General features: G+C 46.8%; 14 protein-coding genes. 9 read left to right on the top strand and 5 right to left on the bottom strand.

All coding sequences use genetic code 11. The features are described 5' to 3' along the window. Positions 1 to 30 precede the first annotated feature (30 nt). The 5 genes from IFU39_RS08075 to IFU39_RS08055 form a co-directional block, all read right to left on the bottom strand. Complete coding sequence (locus IFU39_RS08075; RefSeq protein WP_091017729.1) at positions 31 to 870, bottom strand: carbohydrate ABC transporter permease; 840 nt, start codon at positions 868 to 870, stop codon at positions 31 to 33. 5 nt (positions 871 to 875) lie between these two features. Beyond that, complete coding sequence (locus IFU39_RS08070) at positions 876 to 1,790, bottom strand: carbohydrate ABC transporter permease (protein WP_091016954.1); 915 nt, start codon at positions 1,788 to 1,790, stop codon at positions 876 to 878. A 116-nt stretch (positions 1,791 to 1,906) separates the two neighbouring features. Continuing rightward, positions 1,907 to 3,463, bottom strand: coding sequence for a helix-turn-helix domain-containing protein (locus IFU39_RS08065; protein WP_192132126.1), 1,557 nt, complete (start codon positions 3,461 to 3,463; stop codon positions 1,907 to 1,909). Further along, on the bottom strand, positions 3,438 to 5,255 hold the full coding sequence (locus tag IFU39_RS08060) for a sensor histidine kinase (protein WP_192132124.1): 1,818 nt from the start codon (positions 5,253 to 5,255) through the stop codon (positions 3,438 to 3,440). The genes IFU39_RS08065 and IFU39_RS08060 overlap by 26 nt, the downstream gene beginning before the upstream one ends. A gap of 118 nt (positions 5,256 to 5,373) precedes the next feature. Next, positions 5,374 to 6,663, bottom strand: a complete 1,290-nt coding sequence (locus IFU39_RS08055; RefSeq protein ID WP_192132122.1) for a Gfo/Idh/MocA family oxidoreductase — start codon at positions 6,661 to 6,663, stop codon at positions 5,374 to 5,376. A 127-nt stretch (positions 6,664 to 6,790) separates the two neighbouring features. Between IFU39_RS08055 and IFU39_RS08050 the strand changes: the two genes are divergently transcribed. The 9 genes from IFU39_RS08050 to IFU39_RS08010 all read left to right on the top strand — a co-directional run bounded on the left by IFU39_RS08050 (position 6,791) and on the right by IFU39_RS08010 (position 14,224). Next, positions 6,791 to 7,693: an AraC family transcriptional regulator gene (locus IFU39_RS08050; RefSeq protein ID WP_192132120.1), complete on the top strand. Its 903-nt coding sequence runs from the start codon at positions 6,791 to 6,793 to the stop codon at positions 7,691 to 7,693. Next, positions 7,690 to 8,136, top strand: a complete 447-nt coding sequence (locus IFU39_RS08045) for a RidA family protein (RefSeq protein WP_091016945.1) — start codon at positions 7,690 to 7,692, stop codon at positions 8,134 to 8,136. The genes IFU39_RS08050 and IFU39_RS08045 overlap by 4 nt, the downstream gene beginning before the upstream one ends. 8 nt (positions 8,137 to 8,144) lie before the next feature. Then, complete coding sequence (locus IFU39_RS08040) at positions 8,145 to 8,735, top strand: GNAT family N-acetyltransferase (RefSeq protein ID WP_091016943.1); 591 nt, start codon at positions 8,145 to 8,147, stop codon at positions 8,733 to 8,735. Positions 8,736 to 8,851: 116 nt separating this feature from the next. Further along, positions 8,852 to 9,082, top strand: coding sequence for a phosphotransferase (locus IFU39_RS08035; RefSeq protein ID WP_091016942.1), 231 nt, complete (start codon positions 8,852 to 8,854; stop codon positions 9,080 to 9,082). A 42-nt stretch (positions 9,083 to 9,124) separates the two neighbouring features. Beyond that, positions 9,125 to 11,347: a class I SAM-dependent methyltransferase gene (locus IFU39_RS08030; RefSeq protein ID WP_192132118.1), complete on the top strand. Its 2,223-nt coding sequence runs from the start codon at positions 9,125 to 9,127 to the stop codon at positions 11,345 to 11,347. Beyond that, positions 11,347 to 11,922, top strand: a complete 576-nt coding sequence (locus IFU39_RS08025; protein ID WP_192132540.1) for a histidine phosphatase family protein — start codon at positions 11,347 to 11,349, stop codon at positions 11,920 to 11,922. The genes IFU39_RS08030 and IFU39_RS08025 overlap by 1 nt, the downstream gene beginning before the upstream one ends. 58 nt (positions 11,923 to 11,980) lie before the next feature. After that, the gene (locus tag IFU39_RS08020) at positions 11,981 to 12,643 is read left to right on the top strand and encodes a 3'-5' exonuclease (RefSeq protein ID WP_091016938.1); all 663 of its coding nucleotides are present in this window, start codon (positions 11,981 to 11,983) and stop codon (positions 12,641 to 12,643) included. A 22-nt stretch (positions 12,644 to 12,665) separates the two neighbouring features. Beyond that, entirely contained in the window at positions 12,666 to 13,040 is a 375-nt protein-coding gene (locus tag IFU39_RS08015) for a hypothetical protein (RefSeq protein ID WP_105598354.1), read from the top strand. A 179-nt stretch (positions 13,041 to 13,219) separates the two neighbouring features. Then, entirely contained in the window at positions 13,220 to 14,224 is a 1,005-nt protein-coding gene (locus IFU39_RS08010; RefSeq protein ID WP_192132116.1) for an ABC transporter substrate-binding protein, read from the top strand. Positions 14,225 to 14,498: the final 274 nt, after the last annotated feature.

The raw sequence follows: 14,498 nt of genomic DNA, 5'->3' as shown, positions 1-14,498 counted from the left end.
CCCTGACTATGGATAATGAGAAACGTGTTGTTACTTCAGACCTGTTGTTGCAATGCCTTCAAGGAAATATCGCTGAAACAGTAAAAAGATGATGGTCACGGGAAGCAGTGACAGGGTAGACATGGCGAGCAATGCGCCCCAATCGGATTGTCCTGAGGGGTCAAAGAGAGACCGGATGCCCAGCTGCACGGTGAACAGATCAATTTTGCTCAGATAGATCATCTGGCTGAAAAAGTCATCCCAGCTCCACAGGAAGGTGAAGATCGCTGTTGTAATCAGTGCCGGAACGAGCAGAGGCACTACGATTCTGAAAAAGATCTGTGATTGCCCGCAACCGTCAATGGTTGCACTCTCGTCCAGTTCCCGCGGTATACCGCGTATGAATTGAACCATGAGCAAGATGAAGAAGGAATCCTGCGCGAGCCACTTGGGCAGAATCAGCGGGAAATACGTATTAATCCATTGAAGCTCATTATAGAGAATGTACTGGGGCACCAGAGTAACATGGTAAGGCAACATAATTGTGATCAACATCATGCTGAACCACAGGCCTTTGAATCTGAACTTCAATCTGGAGAAAGCAAAGGCTGCAAGGGAACAGGAGATCACATTACCCAGCACACTCATGACCGAGATCAGAACGGAGTTGCCGAAGAAACGGCCAAATGAGATGCCCTGCAGACCTTTCCAGCCATTAATATAGTGCTCCAGCGTGAAGCTGGTTGGGAAAAGACTGCCACTGGTGAAAATGAGATGGTTCGGTTTAAACGAACTGAGAATTAACCATAGTACAGGATATAACATCAGCAGACCGAAAAGTATAATGGCGGCATGCCTCCCGGCCTGAACCAGTTGTCGTTTGATTGGCATATGCATTACCTCCCCTCCTGATTATCCCCGTAGAACACCCAAAATCGGGATGTAACAAAGACGATTGCGGTGAATACTCCGATAATGACCAACATGATCCAAGCCAGAGCCGAAGCATAACCCATATCAAAGAACGAGAAACCTTTCAGATACAGGTACAGGGTATAGAACATTGTTGCATCGAGTGGACCCCCGCGGCCATCTCCGATCACGTAAGCGGGTGTAAACGCCTGGAATGAATTGATCATGCTCATGATCAGGTTAAAAAAGATAACGGGGGAGAGCATGGGCAGGGTAATTCCGAAAAATTGACGTATCTTTCCCGCCCCATCGACATCGGAAGCTTCATATAAGTCTGCCGGGATCTGTTTCAGACCCGCAAGAAAGATAACCATGGCAGATCCGAATTGCCACACGGATAGCGTGATGATGGTATAGACTACATAGTCCGGATGCGCAATCCAGGATGGTCCCGAGATACCAAACCAGCTTAAAAACTGATTGACCAATCCATTCCCCTCAAAAAGTTGCCGCCAGACGATTGCAATCGCGACGCTGCCACCCAAGAGGGAAGGGATGTAATATACGGTCCGGTAGATGCCGAGGGCTCGAATTCCTTTGTTCAGCGCCATTGCCACCAGTAGAGCAAAGGCAAGTCTTAGGGGAACGGATAAAAAGACATAATAAAATGTCAGCCCCAGGGACCTGCGAAAAGTATCGTCCTCGGTAAAAATGTGAACATAGTTGCTAAGTCCGGTCCAAGTCGGTGATGACAGCAGATTGAATTTGGTCATGGATAAGTATAGGGACGCAATCATCGGTCCCAGTGTCAGACAGAAGAGTCCGATCAGCCAGGGCAGAAGAAACAAGTAGGCTGTGGTATTCTGCTGACCGTATAAGGGCTTGGTCTGTTTTTTCATCATGTGCCTCCCTTCTGCATGGATAAAATTCATGGTTACCCACTGTGAATCCGCTTACAACATGCGGCGTTTACTTGGTAACCACATCATACCGGGGAAGGGGAGAAGCTTGAATCTTATTTCTTCGGATCATGGTTATCGATTTTTTCGGAATGCTGCAACCGATAGTCTGAAGGACTCATGTTGAACATTCTTTTGAATTTCGAACTGAAATAACTTGGCGAACTGAAACCTGTCAGCTCAGTAATATCCCATACGGTTAATTGGGTTTCCTTCAGCAGTTGCAAGGCATGTTTCATCCGAACGCCCGTCACATATTGAACAAAAGAGGTACCTGCCCCTTCCTTAAACAATTCGGAGAAATAGGTAGGGTAATAGTTGAATCGTTCAGCGAGTAACGTCAACGTGAGCTCCTGCATATAGTTCTCTTCGATATATCGCTTGGCTAACTCTATAACCGTCCCATCCCCATTTTCCGAAGGAAGTTGTCGACCTAGGAAGTCTTGAGCCCATTGCATTAATAAGCGTTCTGCTTGATCTGGCGTCTTAAGCCACAGTATCCATTCCGGGGCCATAGGATAATCCATCAACAGTGAAATTTGAAAAATACTTCGTGTCATTCGGGACGGAGAGAGCTGGAATGCCTCGTGAATTTCCTTGTGGATGATGCTGCGGAAGGAGTCCAGTTCCCCACGAATGAGGCAACGATGCAGCGTTCGTGTCGTTTCTTCAGGCAGTAATGGACTATAGTCTGTTCCTGTCTGAGGGTTCAGCCCGCTGACAGCCCGTTCAGCTGAATTCCATGCCAAAAGGGAATGGATATAACCTTCTTTCCAGTGCTCAAGTCCAGATACAGATCGTCCAATCCCAACCCTAATATTCATGGAAAAAACGGATGCCGTATGTCCCGCGAGCTGTTGGATGAACTCGTGTTGCACACCGTCTGCTGTGATGAAATGCATGATCCCTGCGTGTGCCGAATCATGAAATACCTGGACATTGTCTGAATCAGACTGGGCGATTTCATAACATACCATCTCAAAAGGAAGATGCATCTGCTCGTGTAAGCGATCTTCTCGAAGATCCTGCTTGTCCGAGTGACTCATACTGGCGGTGATGAAACAGACCTTCTGATCCTGCCATGATTCGAGATGGAACAATCTCAGCCGTTCTGGCATGGAGGAAGGCGGTAGGCGATTGCCTTTGACGAGATCAAGAAGGAAACGTTCTTTCATTTCCCGGTAATACTGAGAGAGTCGCCATTGCAACAATTCGGAATCGCCTCGCACTTTACGTTGTTCATCCAGATCCGCTTTGATTTTGACTAAAGTGGCTTTTAGTTCATCCCGGGTTACAGGCTTCAGTAAATAATCCATGACCTGGCTACGGACACCTGCTCTGGCATATTGAAAATCTTCATAACCCGTGATAATAACAATCTGAATGGAAGGATTATAACTGCGGCAGACATCCAATAATCGGACGCCATTCATAACAGGCATATTCATATCGGTAATCAACAAGTCAAAATGTTCAGATTGTAAAAGTTCATCCGCTTCGATCCCGTTAGACGCTTCTCCTGTTATGGCAAAGCCCATGCCATGCCAATCGACTTTCAATTTCAACCCTTCGCGAACTTCAATCTCGTCATCTGCGATTAATACGTTGTACATCATATTCCTCCTGTACGGGTAGAATCAGTTCTATACATGCGCCACTGCTCTCATCGTTCTTCATATGAACCGTGAACAAGGCACCATAATGCAGGCGGCAACGAGCAATCACATTGCCAAGTCCAATATGCCAGCCTTCATTAAGCAATATGGATTCCAATGAGGGGGAAGCATCAGGGTGATGCATTTTATGGATTATCTCTGTTGGAATACCCGGTCCGTTGTCTGAAACGCGGATATGCAGACGATCATACAGTCGGTTGATCCGTATCTGGACCTGAGCTGTTGTCTGATGCTGAAAGCTGTATTTCACTGCATTTTCAATAAGTGGCTGAAGAATAAACTTGATGATGATCACGGAGTTCAGTGTGCCTTCTAACGTTACCGAAATGTCGAGCTTATGACCGAAACGAGTCTGCAAAATGGAGATATAACGCTGCACATAATCCAACTCTTCGGTTAGGGGAACACGGTCGTCATTGGTGTTGATAGAAAAGCGCATCATTTTACCCAAATCCTCAATGACCTGAACCGTATCATCCGTTCGGCGCTGAATGGCAAGACTGCTTACCAGCTCCAGAGTATTAAACATAAAATGTGGATTAATCTGTATGAGAAGTGCCTTGTACTCTGCTTGCTGGCGAAGAAGTTTCAGTTCAAATTCATTCTGGATATGCTGCCGCAGCTGACTGATCATATAACGGAAGGTAAAGATGACATAACTGATCTCACTCTTTACATTTTTATCTGGAGGCAGAAGTGAATCCGCTTGGTCAAAAGCCCCTCGTTGAACCTGTCTCATCGCCAGCACCAGTCTGGTCAAAGGTTTGGTTACGCCGTGGGATAACCATGCAGCAGCCAAGAGGGAGACGAGAATCAGGGCAATTGTTACCACAAGAATTGTGCTTTGGAGCTTATGGAGAGAGAGGTACATTTCCTTTTCAGGTGCCAGACCTGCCAACATCCAGCCGGTACGGCCCAGTTTCTTGAATACAAGGATGTCTCGCTGTCCTTCCTGGTTAGTGAGGTATGCCACACCGGATTTGAGCGGGCTGTTTCGAAATCGATCGATCTCTGCGGTAGCTACAGCACCTAACGCGTTTGCCTGCTGTGACAGAATGGGATTTCCTTGCTCGCCCAGTAGAAAAATAGTGCTATTCTCCGCCAGGTGGATACGCCCGAGCGGCTCCAGAAAGTAGGATTCACTGACATTCACCTTCATGACACTCTGCGCTGTAGCATGATGAAAGGTGCCAATAGGCATCAGCAGACTGACCACCGGGTTACCATGATCTCTGACACGTTCATGTTGATCGGTGTGTGCAGGTAACCAGCGTTCCCCCAACGTGTAGAAATTCGTATACCAGGATTCTTGTACAAAGGCAGGGTCATATGTTACCTGATTCTCGCTGCCAATTCGCAGTCCATTCCGTCGATAGATGGATACATCCGAGATACTGGTGTAACTGTTGGTTGCCTGAGTGAGAAAACGGCTCATCGCGAGGTTGGCCAACATCTTTTCTCCTTCCGGCAGGTTCGGATCACCGATCGCGTTATCCCAGTTTTTGCCCGTATCACTATTGAAAACAAGAGAGGCGGCGTCATAGATCTGCATCTGCACCATATCTACGTATGAACCGTATTCCTCCATTTTCTCAAGAGCAGAGGATTCGATGTAAGAGCGAATGACCGTGCGAGATTCCTTGAAGAGCAGGTAGGAGAGTGTACCAAAAGCGAGGACAAACAGGACAACGATAAAGGCAATCAGGCGGTTTTTTAAAGAGAAGAACATGGATTTCCTCCTTCTACCGAGTCAACTTGTGTGCAGGTTAATTATAAAAATATAAAAAAGACTGCGTGATATGCGCAGCCTTTAAAAAGATTAATAAAGTAGTGCGGACCTGGGAGACTTAGAAACGAACCAGATTATTGACGTTGACAGGCAAGCCTGTGGCAATGGCACGATTGGCCGCAATCCCAGTCAGAATGGATCTGGCACCGTCCACGTGGTTAGCAGCACGATGGAACGGATCTTCTTCAGGCTCTCCAAACAGATCATTCAGCAGAACCGGGTCACCTCCGCCATGTCCACCTGCTTTTTCTTCCACTTCAACCTCATATGGCGCACCGAACATCGGAAGGACCCGCAACGTTTTACCGATCAGAGCACCTTCTTTACTTTTGTCACCTAATGAATTGACATAGGATTGTTCCACAATGTTCATCTCAATCCGGCCTTTGGTGCCGTTAATGGCAATACGGTAACCTTCCCATGGCTGATAGGCAACGAGGGAGTACGTCAGAATGGCTTTGCTCCGATACTTCACAAGAACACCCATTGTATCCTCAATGTTGATACCATCCCCAAATACACTCTGATCCCGCTGATAACCATCTTCTGATTCGGCATCCAGATACATGGACTTCATATGTGCGTCTGAATCCAAATGCAGTGCAAAAGGATCTTCCTTCGCGATCGGGTTGCCAGTTGCTCGATTGTAGAACTGCGTTACACCACGTTCTTCTGCGTTTTCTCTGCCGTAAAACATCAGATCACCGAATGCAAACACGGTCTCCGGTTGCGAGCCGATCCAGAAATTCACCAAATCGAAGTGATGGGTGGATTTGTGAACGAGCAGTCCTCCGCTGTTACGCTTGTCCCGATGCCAACGGCGGAAATAATCTGCCCCGTGGCGGGTATTCAGTAGCCATTCAAAGTGAACGGACGTGACTTTTCCGATGGTATCATTCAGAATAAGTTCCCGAATCTTCGTATGGTGCGGCGCATAACGGTAGTTAAAGGTAACTCTGACATTCTGGCCAGTCCGCTTGACGGCATCCAGAATGTCTTGGCATTTCTCCTCATCGATCGTCATTGGTTTCTCGGTGACAACGTCACAACCAAGTTCCATCGCACGAATGATATACTTGTGATGGGTACGGTCAACGCTCGTTACGATGACATAGTCAGGCTTCTCCTTCTCAATCATCTGATCAAACTGATCTGCAGGATAAGTAGGTACCTCGGGATAATCGTACTTTTCCTTCAGCAGTTGATTCGCGTAGTTCATACGGACTTGATTTATATCACAAAAGCCGACAAGCTCGGAAGTATCCCTGTAATCCCGGGTTAAAGCACCATAAAAAAATTCGGCGCGGCCGCCGGTTCCGACTAATACATAACGTTTCTTGTTACTCATGTCTATCGCCTCCTTGAATATAGCTTTAGACTATAACAAGGGAGTACTTCTTTCGCCGCATTTTATGCGTAACCGCTTTCAAATGCCGCATATTTTGCTATAATTTATGGAAAGGAGAGAGGCCGACATGACAGAACCTTTCAGTGCAGATTTTCATGATCCCACGGATTTACTACATATTGAATATGATCGTCGCATTGGATATTTCTCGATGACGGATGACCACCTGCATGATCATTATGAGTTGTATTACCTGTTGTCTGGCGAGCGTATCTATTTCATCAAGGATCGGACCTATCGGGTAAAGGCTGGTGACCTGGTGTTTGTTGACCGCAATACGGTTCATAAAACATTGGAGAGCGGCATGCCTGACCATGAGCGGATGGTGCTGTATTTGAAGCCTGAGCTTTTTGCAGCCATGGCTATTTCAACGGAGTTAGTCGAAGCTTTGAAGGAGCCCTTCTGCTGGGAGATTCCTATTATAAGGTTTCCTTCACAGGTCACGGAGGTATTGGAGCGGATGGTGAGCGAAATGGTGGATGAAATGCTTCGTCCCCAGCCGGGAAGTAACCTGTTGCTTCGTCACCGGGCTATTGAATTGTTGCTGCAAGCCTATCGTAATCAGCACCTGGGCAGGTTATGCTCCGATGATCGTGAGCCGGTGCTTCATCCCAAGACACAGGCAGTCGTGCGTTACCTGAATGAGAACTATCAGAAACCACTGACATTACCGGAGGTGGCGGGCATGTTTCGCATTAGTCCGCATTATCTGAGTCGATTGTTCAAACAAACGACGGGATTTACCTTCAGTGATTATCTGAATCTGTTACGGGTGAAGGAAGCACAGCGTTTGCTGCGGGAAAGTGAGGAATCCATTACGGATATCGCCTGGCTTGCGGGATTCAGTAACTTCTCACATTTTGGCAAGATGTTCAAGCGTACTGTTCAGGTAGCACCAAGAGCCTACAGGCAGGAATATAAGGAGTCAGGTTCCGTTAGAACCCTAAAAGAAGGAGAGAATATACGATGATTGAAACGAGATTGAATGAACTGGGGATCATTTTGCCACAGGCCAGCGCCCCCGCAGCAAAATATGCGAATGCCGTTATTGTCAATGGAATCATGTATGTATCCGGTAAAGGACCAGATATCCCCGAACGTGGCAAGCTGGGATCAGACTTTACAACAGAACAGGGATATGATTTTGCCCGGAATGCCGGACTGGAGGTGCTCGCTGTCGTTCGAGATGTGCTGGGTTCACTGGATCGGGTGAAGAGAGTGGTTAAAGTGCAAGGCTTCATCAATGCGTCCGCTTCGTATCAGGAACATCATAAAGTGCTGAATGGATTCTCGGATCTGATGATGGAGGTATTCGGGGAACAAGGAGTGCACGCCCGTTCAGTATTCGGTGCAGTGTCCGTGAGGGACAATTTGCCCCTGATTATTGATTCCATATTTCAGGTGGAGGAGTAGGTATAACCATGACAGAGTTGTCTTCATTTAATCCGATCATGTTAATGATACCCGAGAGCTTCCATACGGAACGCCTCACGATTCGAGCACCGCAGTGGGGGGATGGCACAGCCGTTAATGAAGCCGTCCGTGAGAGTGCGGAGCAGCTGCGGTTGTGGTTACCTTTTGCAGAGAAAATCCCTTCATTGGAAGAGTCTGAAGTGACTGTTCGCAAAGCAAGGCTGCAATATCTGGAGCGTACCGACATGATGTTACATTTGCGTGATAGACATACGGATGAATTCGTAGGTAGCAGCGGGTTACATCGCATTGACTGGAATGCACGCTGTTTTGAGATCGGTTACTGGATTCGAACATCGCGAGCTGGTGAGGGTTTGATGACGGAAGCGGTGAGAGGTATTGAGCGATTTGCCATTACTCATCTGGAGGCGAACCGGCTGGAGATCCGCTGTGATGCCCGCAATGTGCGAAGTGCCAAAGTAGCGGAACGAGCGGGTTATACACTGGAAGGTATACTGCGCAAGAGGCGGCGGGACAGTACAGGTACGCTGGTTGATTGTATGGTTTTCTCTAAAGTCAGAGGCAGTGAGTTCGAGTAAAGGGAGGGTAGATATGGAGCGAATTGGTCAGGGAAGAACTGCGGCAATCTATGCGTATTCGAACGAGCACATTATGAAGTTATATCGAATGGATTTTCCACTCGAAGCAGTCTAGAATGAATACAACATTGCCTGATCAACAGCAGATCTATCATGGCGATTTTCCCCCCGATAATGTTATGCTCAAAGAGGCCCGCGACTCGTACTGGGTTATCGATTGGATGACTGGCATGGCGGGAGATCCCGCGGGTGATGTGTCTCAAAGCTGGGTAATATTAATGAGCGACACATTGTCGGGAGATACAGAGTCAGTTATACAATCGTTCAACTTCTATAAACGAATCTAACTATATTATATAAAAAGGTAGAGAAAGAGAGGGGACTAATTCATGCTGCATTCATTAAAGGCCATACAATCATACAAGTCAGGTAACACGCCGGAAGCCCAGCAGCAATGGCTGCAACTGCTGGCAGCAGCAGAGAAGCCCCATATTAACCTGGAGCGCATTCATTCCATTGCCGAACTTGAGGGAACAAATCCGGTGCTGGAATACACCGAGCGTACACTTCACGTACTGGAAAAGCTTCAGGTTTCTTTTTGGGTGCGAGAAATACTGGAGGACGTATTAATCTGGTCAGAGACGGCGAAGGCAGGATCACGGGAGCAGCGGCGGGTATGGCAAAAGCAGGGCGTTAACTTGTTTGTACACAATGTGGGGTCGGCTCAGTTATATGATCTATACGCAGGCGCAGAGCACCTGGATAATGACATCGGTAAGACCAAGGAGACGAGTATAAATCAACATGGTTCTCCGGGCGATTCCTTAAGTAAGAATGCGGATATAAGCGAGCATGATACGCTGAATACACACACTCCAAGGCATGAGATTATACGTACTCTAATTGCTACGCATGGACTTATTGGTCAATACATACGCGGAGAGATTCCATTTGCCGAGAATGCTTCGCTCCACGCCTTAATCGTCAAAGGATGGCTTAGTACAGATGAACTGCACACCATACTGATGGCATTAAATGAGTGCATTATTGCAGGTGTTGATCCAGCGTTATGGAATCAGGTTCAGGCTGAGGTGCAGCGCATTATAGGCTGGATTATCGTTGGACCGGATCATGAAGACTGGAGCGTGAAGGAACGGTTATCCCGCTTAAGAAGTTCATCCATTCGGCAGGGAGAAGCTATGGATACGGCTTACGCCAAGCTCCAAACGGAACTGGATGTGGAACAGGCGCTGGCTCCGCTGGCTCATCGCACATTATGGTATGTGGAGTCGGCCATGCAGGATTTTTCGTTGCAGGAGATGGTGAAAGTGTTCCTGTTGACGCTTCGCAGCGAGAGTATGAATCCCACATCCATGGAGAGCCGATCTGAAATCGTTCGCCATATCAGCTTCGAACCATTAATGAATACGATGTATTACGATTACAAAGGCGTCAAGAAGCTCAATATTTACAAGAAACGAATGATTGAAAAATATTTGGAACAGTATTCGTGGGAACAGATTACGGCAGGGGATCAGATCGTCTATCCCCATCTAACCCATCGCATTGAGCGTCATGCGGATCTGCCGGATACACTGTTTGTGACCTTTGAATTTTCTCCAGCGGCAGAGAAGCTGATTGCATTCTGTATTGAAGCGGAAAAGTCGCCGTTATACGAGAAGGCTGTACTGCTGTTATTTGACCTGTTCGGATTGCGCCGGGATGCCTATGACCGCTTCCACAACGAAGAAACGTATTTGTCCGATATGAACAGCTCCGGTGATTATAAAAAAGTACTGCTCGACTACATCGTTGGTAAACGGGTACTTGATATTGGCCCAGGTGGAGGGATTCTGCTGGATCTGATTGAGCAGGAAAAACCGGAAGTGGAGCCGATTGGTATCGATATCTCAGCCAATGTCATTGAAGCGCTGGAGCGCAAAAAACAGCGTGAAGGACATCGCTGGCAAGTCATGAAGGGCGATGCCCTGCAACTGGAGCAATATGTGCAGCCAGGCACAGTGGATACGGTTATTTTCTCATCCATTCTGCATGAGTTATATTCATATATTGAACTGGACGGTCGAAGATTTAATTCCGATACGGTTGTGGCAGCGCTGAGAAGTTCATTCCGTGTACTGTCACCTGGAGGAAGAATTCTGATTAGGGATGGTATCATGAGTGAACCCGAGGCACAGAAGCGCCGTATTCGTTTCCTGGAAGCGGATGGGATGCGCTGGCTGGAGCGGTATGCAGAGGATTTTCAGGGGCGTGCAATTCAATATGAGCGGATCTCAGACAACGAAGTAGAGATGCCGATCAACGATGCGATGGAATTTCTCTATACCTATACGTGGGGGGAAGAGGCATACGTGCATGAAATTCAGGAGCAGTTCGGTATTTTTACACCGACCGACTATAAGAACTGTATTCTAGAAGCGCTAGGCGAACAAGCCGAGATGATCATCTTCGAACATTTCCTTCAGGACGGTTATACGGAAGCACTTGGAGAACGAATGATCTTCATGAAGGAAGATGGCTCCCCTGCGCCTTTGCCAGACAGTACCTGCCTGATTGTCATTGAGAAGAAGAAAGGATTAGCGGATGGATGATGAGTGAGGCCAGTACGTTTTTGTATTTTGTCAGACATGCGGAGTCTCGATATGTTGAAGGACAGGAACGCGAGCGTGGACTGACAGAACAAGGTCATCAAGATGCGGGAACGGTTGCCAGTCTGCTGCAAGGGGAGCAGATTCAACTGTTCTATTCCAGCCCTTACAGGCGAGCAGTGGATACAATTCAGATTCTGGCAGATCGGTCAGGTGGAATTGTGGTGACAGAGGAAGATCTGCGTGAACGCCAGTTATCGAGTTCGGATGTGAAGCATGATAATTTTCGTGAAGCCAAGCAGCAGTTGTACCGTGATCCTACGTATGCGTATTCAGGTGGGGAGTCTGGTGAACAGGCTCGCTCAAGGGCAGTAGCGGTGATAGATAGAATTCTGGATAAACATGCGGGTCACAAGGTAGTCATCGGAACCCATGGAGATGTAATGACGCTTATTTTTCAACACTATGATGCTTCCTACGGTTACGATTTCTGGGAGAAGACTACGATGCCGGATATCTATAAGTTGCAGTTTGATGGAACGCGCAAGTTGGTCCAGGTCACGCGGTTGTGGGAGTGACAGGTTAATATATGAGAAATGCATTACCAGAATGATAGTGGGGAGGAGTGGTTGGCGGATGAAAATTACGCTTTTGCCTGATACATACTTTGTTGAAAATCTAAGCGTATCTTCATTACAGGATAGAATGTACTGCATATTTGATCTCGAAGGAACGGGAATTAATCCTGTGGTGGAGAGTGTGACACAATTTGGTGCGATGCATTACCAAAGAGGTCAACAATGTAATACAACATTTTCTTCACTTGCACGTGCGGACAAACCTATACCAGAAGCTGTGGCGAAATTAACAGGCATTTCGAATGAGGATATGGTAGAGGCTCCGTCGTTCGTAGAAGCATTTCAGGAATTTCAGAAATTTATTGGTGATAACGTTCTTGTGACACAAGCTGGATATGAATATGACCTGCCCATCTTGAAGCGGCATTGTGATGAGTATGGTCTCCCGATGTTGACTAACCCGGTATTGGATACAAAAGCAATGTTCACTTACATTCATCCTGAGATTACCGAGGTCGTCTCTACGGATTTTCTGATTCGGTATTACGATCTGAACACAGATGGAATTCACAGGCACAATGCTTTGGCAGATTGTGGTGTGATTGCTCGTATCTTTGAAAGTATCCTTAGCGAATATGAGGAACTTCAATTGGATCATTTTACAGCCGATCCTAATCGAATGATGAAGCGTTTTGTTATACCTGAGATGTATCTGACATGATGATGAACTGGAGGGGAGATCAATGAGCAGAACGGATGTGGAGAAGCTACTCTTGGGTCTTAACGAGGGACGGATTCTGACCCAGCAGACATTCGAAGGATTGGATGTGGAAGTTTACCTGGATGAAAGGGATGCCTCTGCATTTGCTGACGAGTGGATGCAAGCTTTTGAACGGTGGGCTCATGATACTGCGGTGGCTGAAGTAGAGGTGCTGCGCGCATGCAGGGAACAGGCGTTCAAACAGACCTTGGCTCTCACCGGCGAACCTGAGTTAGCGGGGTATGTGAGTGATGATATTGGTTTAATTGGTGCTGCACTGTTACAGGGTACGGCGAATGATTCCTTTGTGGATCAACTGTTGGAAAGTTATCGACAAGGTAGGTTGCCCCTGCGTTAAGCGGGGGGAGGACCAACAAGGGTGTTTTCGTTTGTATAAAAAAACAGCATCAAATGTACATTGTGGGTCGGATGAGGCATAAGGTACAATTCACCTAAGCAATCGATGAGAATGATAATCATTATATGTGGAATATTCTCACGGTTACATCAACAGATCACATAGGGGTGAAGGGTAACATGGTAGGTTTAGTTAAAGGTTTCAAAGGGTGGACGATTACATTACTGCTCATGGGTCTGGTTATTTCAGGGTGTAGTACAAATACCGCTACGAATGCGGAACAGACTCCTGCAACTGAAACTGAAAGTGCAGCTTCTGGAGAAAATACTTCTGGAAACGAGACAGAGCCTGCGACACGGGTTGTACAGGATGAATTTGGAGATGTGACGATTCCGGTTCAACCACAGCGGATTGCTGGAATATATGTGGAAGATTATCTGAAGGCGCTCGATATTACACCTGTAGTGCAGTGGTATAATCCGATGTGGGGTGTACAGGATTATTTAGGACTGGATGTTCCGAAATTTGATACTACGGGGAGTATTGAAGCTTTGTTGGAGTATGATCCGGATCTCATCATTGTAGATGGTGGGGTAGATATGGAGAAATATGAGATGTACTCCAAGGTGGCACCGACGTATCGTCTGCCTGAGAGCGTACTGCAGGATTCGAACCAAATTCTAAAAACCATTGCCGATGTTGTAGGTAAGCCGGACAAGGGTGAAGAAGTTGCTGCGGCATTCGGAGCCAAGGTTGCAGATGCGAAGGCGAAGTTGCAGGAAGCGGTTGGAGACGAGAGTGTCGCAGTTGTCCGGCTGAATTTTAACGATGACACACTGGCGTTGTTCGGTGTGAAAAATCGATTTACCGGATTTATTTATTCCGAGCTTGGCCTAACACCTCATCCTCTGGTTAACAAGATGGAAGAATACCAGGAAATTCTGTCTGAAGAGGCCGTGCCGCAACTTGATGCAGATCATCTTATTGTGTTCCCTTCCAATGGAGAATGGTCATCTCCCGAGAACAAGGAAGCCTTGAAGGTACTTGACAGCAAATTGTGGAAATCTCTTCCGGCCGTTAAGAACAATCAAGTGTACATCATGGAAAGATCACAATGGCAATCAGGTGCGATTACAGCAAATTCCATGAAAATTGATGATCTCTTGGAAAAAATGACTCCATAAGAATAATCCCATAAGAAAGAAAGTTCTTCAGTCAGGGTTGAAGAGCTTTCTTTTTTCGTATACACTATTTTAAATGATAATAATTCTCAGTTAAGGACGATGAACATGTGCCACACCATAATACAACTAATCCCCAAGCCCTGGCTATGCTCACTTCAGCATATGGAATACGTAGATCACCATCAATCTCATATCGATAAACGTTTGTTATACAGGATGTCGTCCTCCCACTCTATATTTGTTGTAACGTCTGGGATAGGTTCAATAGTTTGCT

It is taken from the genome of Paenibacillus sp. CFBP 13594 (assembly GCF_014842675.1).
Classification (GTDB): Bacteria; Bacillota; Bacilli; order Paenibacillales; family Paenibacillaceae; genus Paenibacillus; species Paenibacillus amylolyticus_B.
Note: the sequence above shows the minus strand (reverse complement) of the source record. Positions and strands in the feature narration are given on the sequence as shown.

Bases quoted from the DNA above. Each gene is read 5' to 3' on its own strand.
- IFU39_RS08075 (WP_091017729.1), bottom strand. From the start codon at position 870: ATGCCAATCAAACGACAACTGGTTCAGGCCGGGAGGCATGCCGCCATT.
- IFU39_RS08070 (WP_091016954.1), bottom strand. From the start codon at position 1,790: ATGAAAAAACAGACCAAGCCCTTATACGGTCAGCAGAATACCACAGCC.
- IFU39_RS08065 (WP_192132126.1), bottom strand. From the start codon at position 3,463: ATGTACAACGTATTAATCGCAGATGACGAGATTGAAGTTCGCGAAGGG.
- IFU39_RS08060 (WP_192132124.1), bottom strand. From the start codon at position 5,255: ATGTTCTTCTCTTTAAAAAACCGCCTGATTGCCTTTATCGTTGTCCTG.
- IFU39_RS08055 (WP_192132122.1), bottom strand. From the start codon at position 6,663: ATGAGTAACAAGAAACGTTATGTATTAGTCGGAACCGGCGGCCGCGCC.
- IFU39_RS08050 (WP_192132120.1), top strand. From the start codon at position 6,791: ATGACAGAACCTTTCAGTGCAGATTTTCATGATCCCACGGATTTACTA.
- IFU39_RS08045 (WP_091016945.1), top strand. From the start codon at position 7,690: ATGATTGAAACGAGATTGAATGAACTGGGGATCATTTTGCCACAGGCC.
- IFU39_RS08040 (WP_091016943.1), top strand. From the start codon at position 8,145: ATGACAGAGTTGTCTTCATTTAATCCGATCATGTTAATGATACCCGAG.
- IFU39_RS08035 (WP_091016942.1), top strand. From the start codon at position 8,852: ATGAATACAACATTGCCTGATCAACAGCAGATCTATCATGGCGATTTT.
- IFU39_RS08030 (WP_192132118.1), top strand. From the start codon at position 9,125: ATGCTGCATTCATTAAAGGCCATACAATCATACAAGTCAGGTAACACG.
- IFU39_RS08025 (WP_192132540.1), top strand. From the start codon at position 11,347: ATGAGTGAGGCCAGTACGTTTTTGTATTTTGTCAGACATGCGGAGTCT.
- IFU39_RS08020 (WP_091016938.1), top strand. From the start codon at position 11,981: ATGAAAATTACGCTTTTGCCTGATACATACTTTGTTGAAAATCTAAGC.
- IFU39_RS08015 (WP_105598354.1), top strand. From the start codon at position 12,666: ATGAGCAGAACGGATGTGGAGAAGCTACTCTTGGGTCTTAACGAGGGA.
- IFU39_RS08010 (WP_192132116.1), top strand. From the start codon at position 13,220: ATGGTAGGTTTAGTTAAAGGTTTCAAAGGGTGGACGATTACATTACTG.